The 6,133-nt window shown below is 33.3% G+C and carries 2 protein-coding genes; both read left to right on the top strand.

All coding sequences use genetic code 11. The features are described from left to right. Nucleotides 1-241: hypothetical protein (locus tag EPA86_RS14960; protein ID WP_211664947.1), on the top strand; the 241-nt coding region annotated here is incomplete at its 5' end. Nucleotides 242-530: 289 nt separating this feature from the next. Continuing rightward, on the top strand, nt 531-6,133 hold a 5,603-nt coding region (locus tag EPA86_RS14955; RefSeq protein ID WP_211664946.1), incomplete at its 3' end, for a flagellar basal body FlgE domain-containing protein.

Raw genomic sequence — 6,133 nt, 5'->3', positions numbered from 1 at the left:
CACAAACTGGAGTTGGTTGATGCGAGATGGTCAAATCAATCAAAGTTTACAGATTAATCGCATAGCAGATACGCAGTGGCAGATGGCTGACATGGCAGATTTTGATGGCGATGGTAATGCAGATATTTTATGGCGTAACCAAAGCAGTGGCTCTACTTATATGTACCTGATGAATGGCAATGCTATTGTTGGTCAGGGAGGCTCTGAGGTGATTGAGATGGATTGGCGTTTAGTTAATTAATAACTCATTTGTAGTTTACAGAAGGCTTATAATTTTTTATAAGCCTTTTTTGTTTTAAATTTATTATTTCGCAAGCTATTGCGCATAAGTTTTAATCGCTTTGTAAGAATTAACTAAGTTTATCATCTGGTACAGACGTACAAGTTTTTTAATTACTCGTAGTTATAATAGCTTTATTTACGATAATGTTTTCTGGTAAAATCTGATGAATTGTGTAGAACGATTAGAATACACCAACTTCATAAAAAATAAAAAATAAAAAATAAAAAGGGAAAAGGGAAAAGGGATTTTGAAATACTTTGTTTTAAAGTTAGCCATCTATATGATGGCTTTTAGTTCTTTTATAGCTATTTCTGCCACTGTCACGCGCCTAAATTTACTTTCAAATGGCTCTACTGTAGAGCATGTTGGAAATGTAGGAATGATGTCTGCAGACAATCAGTGGGCAGTTTTTAGTGCTAACTATGATTTAGTAAATCACTCAAGTTATGATAAACTTTATTTGAGGAATAATCACCTTAATAGAACTTATTACCTCCCTGAGTTTTATTACACAACTTGCTGTCAAAACCCTAAAATCAATGCTGAAGGTAACAAACTGTATATTGCTAGTCGAACGTCTATTGCTACTGATGATTTTAATAATTCAAACGACTTGTACTTCTATGACTTCTCTAATTCAGTAGTTAATGCAAGTCAAACGACAAACATTTATTATTCAGTTAATTTGGATGCTAACAATTCAGTTAACACTCTCGATTTCTCAATTACAAATTCGCAATCTTATAATTTTAAAAATATTCAGTATATAAATGGTCAATTCGGTCAGTTATTTGCGTTAACATCTTACTTTAGGAAAAGCTCAAATAATGAATGGCAGGTGTTGTTCTCAATTAATAATGAATTACTTGTAGCCGACAATGGATCTCCTTTAATGCAAACCTTACTATTTAGTCCAGATGGCTATTTATTAAATGCTACTCAATTAGTTATCACACAAGCTCAATTAAGTAACGGTGGAGAAAATAGTGAATATTTTACTTCTTCTTTGACTATTAATTGGCATGATTTTGAAAACACGTTGCCTATAACTCAGTTTAATGAAATATCATCATTACTGCATTACCAGCATAATGGTTCTTCGATAGGCCATACTTCGAGGTTGATGGGTTATGATGGTAATGAATTAAATGCTGGAATTAGTGCTTTTTGGATTATTGGGCAGAGTAATGATTTATTTTTTACATCTAATTCAACTAATGTCATTGCTGGAGTGCAAACAGAAGAGCTTCGTTTATATCGTTATAATGATGTAGAACAGTCTGTTGATTTAATTCAAGACAACTTCGATGGAATTAGTGTTCAAGGTGTGGTTGCAGACGGTAGTAAAATTTTAGTTGCATCTCGAAAAGTGTTAGATGGAAATGATAATGGTTATGATGATATATATCTTTTAGATACGACAACATCAATTTATACACTAATTGAAAATGCAAACCTCTATTTCAATAATACTAATATTCGACACGCTATTATTGATGCAAACGGTCAAAAAATATTAGTGCAATCATACGATAAAGAATTTGCATTGTATGATGTAAATTCAGAGACTGTTATTGACGTTACTAAAGAGTTAAGAGAGTTTTATCAGATTAATACCTTAATTGGGTTTAATGCTCAATCTACTGGTTTTTTAGCTCAGGCTTCAAGTTACCCGTTTAAGTTTTGGTATTTTGATTTGCAGACGTTAAAGGGGTCTCTTATTGCTCAAGACTTAAATAGCGATGTTATTAATCCTAGAAAAGCTGTGGTTTCCCCTTATGGTAATGCAGTGACTTATTCTAATTATAATTGTTCCTCAGATGACTGTGGTTTGTACTCAATAGACCTTGGTTCAATCGTTGAAAGCCCACCGCAAACAGTGTCATTTGCTTCAGTTTCCACCAATCAAGTAAGTAAAATTAACTTGTCTTATGAAAATACTGCGGCCCAAAACTATATGATTTACCGATTTGAAACAGGCAACTTAAGTAGTAAAATTTTTGTAGGGGAGACATCGATAACAACATTTGAAGACGCTCAATCGAACCTCAACCCTAATAAAGAATACAGTTATGAAATATCTAGTTGTGATCAATATTTTCATTGTAGCTTGCCTTATATAATAGATGATGCTTCTTTAATGGCACCGGCGCAAGTGACCAACTTAGCATTAGATGAAGTCATAACTGCTCAGACTCAAGAGGTTACTTTTTCTTGGGAGACTGTTCCTAATGCTCGCTATAGTGTACAAGTTAATTCTGGGAATGATGAATCTATAAGTAGTACCTCTTTAACGAGTTCAAGGGTTGGTATCAATGAAAATTTGGCCAAAAAGGTAGTTGTTAAAGCTTGTGTTTTAGAAATTTGCGGGGAAGATTCATTACCGTTATACATTGCTTTTTCTGACATAGCTGCGCCCCAAAATGTGAGTTTCTTTGTCTCTGATAATTTTGATGAGTTTTCACTTAATTGGTCTCCGGTGCAAAATGCTACGTTTTACAAAATTTATGGAGGAAGAAACGGTGGAAACAAAATATTTAGGAAAAACGTTTATTCCGGTAAATTTACTGAAACGATTTTTGATGATGGTGATTCGTTTCAATATGAGATAAGTGCTTGCTTAGATGATGGGAATTGTGGACCCAGTAAACGTTACTCTTTGCATTTTAAAAAAGATAATATTGTGTTGGCAAGACCGCGTTTGAATGTAAGTCAAATGGCAAGTCATGCAAAATTAGAGATCGAAAACTCTCAATACTCAAGTTTGGGTTATGAGACAATTAAAATTTATAGACGAACCACTCGTTTTGCTAGACCTGAATTAATTGAAACATTGGATGTTGGATTAAACTATCGTTTTGAATATAATTATTATGATGAAGTAGCGGCAAGCAATAGCTATTATTATACTGTTGAAGGATGTATTAATGATAACTGTTTGTTTTCGAATGATGTTTACTTTGTAGGCGTCGATGAATTTACAGCCACAGCAAGTATTAGTGATTTGCAGGCTTCAAAACGTACTCACATAGACCATATTTCTTTAAGTTGGACTGTTCCTGAACAAGTAACAAAGCAAAGTGTTTATCGTGCTACGGCTAATTCTAACGATTATCGCAATATTAAAACATTAACTAGTGTAGAAAGTGGTTACAACGACTTTGATGTAGAGCCTGGGAATAAATATAGCTATAAGATTGAATCTTATGCTTACGGGAAAAAGTTGATTGATTCAAATATTGCTCAAGGTGAAACTTTTTATGATTTAGGCGATGTCTGGACCCCTAATACACCCATTTTAAATACTATACAAAAGCGTTATTTTGGTGAAATTGAATTATGGTGGCCAATTATTGACAATGTAGAGTATGTGGATTTATACACGTCTGATAGTGAACATGGCGTATATCAGTTTTTAACAAGAAAAATATCTGCATATTATAATACTAATACAATGTATAATCTTGCGCCAAATACCACTATATATTTTAAAGCTAAAGCATGTACAAAATTTTCTTGTAGTGACTTTAGTCTGCCTTTAGAGGCATCGACAGCATCTGAGCTTTTCGTTCCAAACATCCCTGAACCCCCAATCTTAATTGCAGAAGCTGGACGAAAGGTGAATATTACACTCTCCGAAGTACCTAATGCAGTTTATTATAAAATTTATAGATACAGGCAATTATACCAAGAAGTTGAAAGAGTCCTTGAGAGTCAGAGCTTAAATTTTATAGATAACACAATAAAAACTAACACCAAATATTATTATAGAATAAAGGCTTGTTCAGCTTACGACTGCTCTTCCTTAAGTCAATACAGTGAGGTGATTAGTCATAGTAAATCTTTTGAAGTAACCGGGAAAAGAGATTTTTTTCTTGAATCTGCTTCAAGAGATAACGCAGAGCATATCGAAATAGAGATAAGTTACGAGAATGACAATAACCATAATGCAGAACGTCCAGTAAAGGTTGATATTTATCAATCGGAATCAATAAATGGTAGTAAAACGTTGGTAAAAACATTAACAACTAATATTTCCGATTTTGTACTTTCTGAAAATCTAGTGGTCGATACACCATATTATTTTTGGCTAGAAAATTGTTATGTTGAAGATGGATGTGCTTTATCGCCTTATTATCAAATAGGAATGATTAAATCCCCTGAAATTATAAATATATTGCCGCCAGAGCAGTTGTCATTTTCACAAGGTACAGAAATTAATACAGTGAATTTTAATGCACCCTATAAATCATTTGGTTCATCTTTTGAAATTTATAAACAGGATACTGACAGTAGTGAGTATTATAAGGTTGGAACAATCGGTTCCTCAAGTTCTTTACCATATAGCTTGAACCAAAAAAGTAATAATTACCAAGAGCTCCCTGATAACTACAAAGTAAAAAACTGTTTCCAAACAACTTGTTCAGATTTCTCTGCTGTTTATCAAGGTTGGCCTGCTACTTTATTTGATATAACGAGTCGTAGTGATAATAAACTATGGCGCAATGCTTCTTCATCTTATATTTCAGGCAAGAAAGCAATAGCATTAAACCGCAACCAAAATGTTAGTGAACAACAGTTATTTCATAAAAATGGTTATGAAATATCAATTAAATTGAATTTTAGTGATAGTGATTCAGCATATCAACATTGTGAATACCCACTTGATGTTAGTTGGCAAAATGATAGTTATACTTCTGACAGTTATAAAAAAGATTCAATATTTAAAATAGTTAAAAATACTGGCGTTTGCTCAGATATTCAGTTACCTGAGATAGGTGCTTTTTACTTGCTTGCTAATGGTGATGTAGAAAGTTCAGTTAAGTTAGATGTGCCTCTTGGTGTTTGGTTTGATCTGAAAGTTAATGTAAGTGTCGATAATGTTGGGACTTTCCAAGTTAATGAGCAGCCTTCGGTGCAACTTAATATTAAAGAAAGTAAACGTTTTAATGAGTTTGGATATTTACAATTACAATCAACAAATCAGTATTCTAATCATTATTTTAACGAGCTAACTTATGCATCATTAACTGACTTTTCTCGTTTACGACCTGATCCTGTTAATTATTTGTCAGCGTTTCAAATTAATAATAGTTTAGTAGCAAGATTACATTTTAGTAGCAATAATATCGCAACTGAAAGTAAGGTTATTTTGTTTAAATTAGAAAAAAACCAATCTACTGGCGAATTATTAAACCCGACGTATGTTAGTGAACATTCTATTCCCGGTGTTTTGTCAACTTGGGAAGGGTTGCCGTTACCTGAATTTAATAGTACCTATCAAGTAGGTATCAAACGTTGTACTGAAGGGCTTTGTTCTAATTATGAATATACAACATTACAAGTAAGAAGATCACCTATAGATAAGCCTGATGTGGTTTTTGTTGATGATACCCCTTTAAGTAGTCTTAAAGTCGCATGGCAAACAATAACACAAGCAACTTTTTATAAGGTTTATGCGAGTAATAGCAATGCATTTTATGAGTCAAATTTTGTAGGTCAAACCAATTTAAATCATTTTACTTTAGAAAATCTATCAAATGAAAAGTGGTATTTTTGGGTGAAAGCTTGTCAAGACGAAGAATATTGTAGTAACCCTTCATATATTAAGGCAGCTACGCCTCAGATAGATAGTGACGGTGATGGTTTGTCTGATGAAGAGGAAGTTGCACTAGGTACAGACCCTTTTGATATTGATTCTGATAATGACGGTTTAACTGATGGTGATGAGATTAATTTAGGTACAGATCCTACTAAATCTGATACGGATGGTGATGGTACAGTTGATGGTGAAGACGAAGATCCACTTGATGCAAATGTAGGTGGAACTGCCATAAAACACGACATCAA

Source organism: Litorilituus lipolyticus (genome assembly GCF_006439335.1).
In the GTDB taxonomy this organism is placed as follows: Bacteria; Pseudomonadota; Gammaproteobacteria; order Enterobacterales; family Alteromonadaceae; genus Colwellia; species Colwellia lipolytica.
This window is presented reverse-complemented; position numbering and strand designations above follow the sequence as displayed.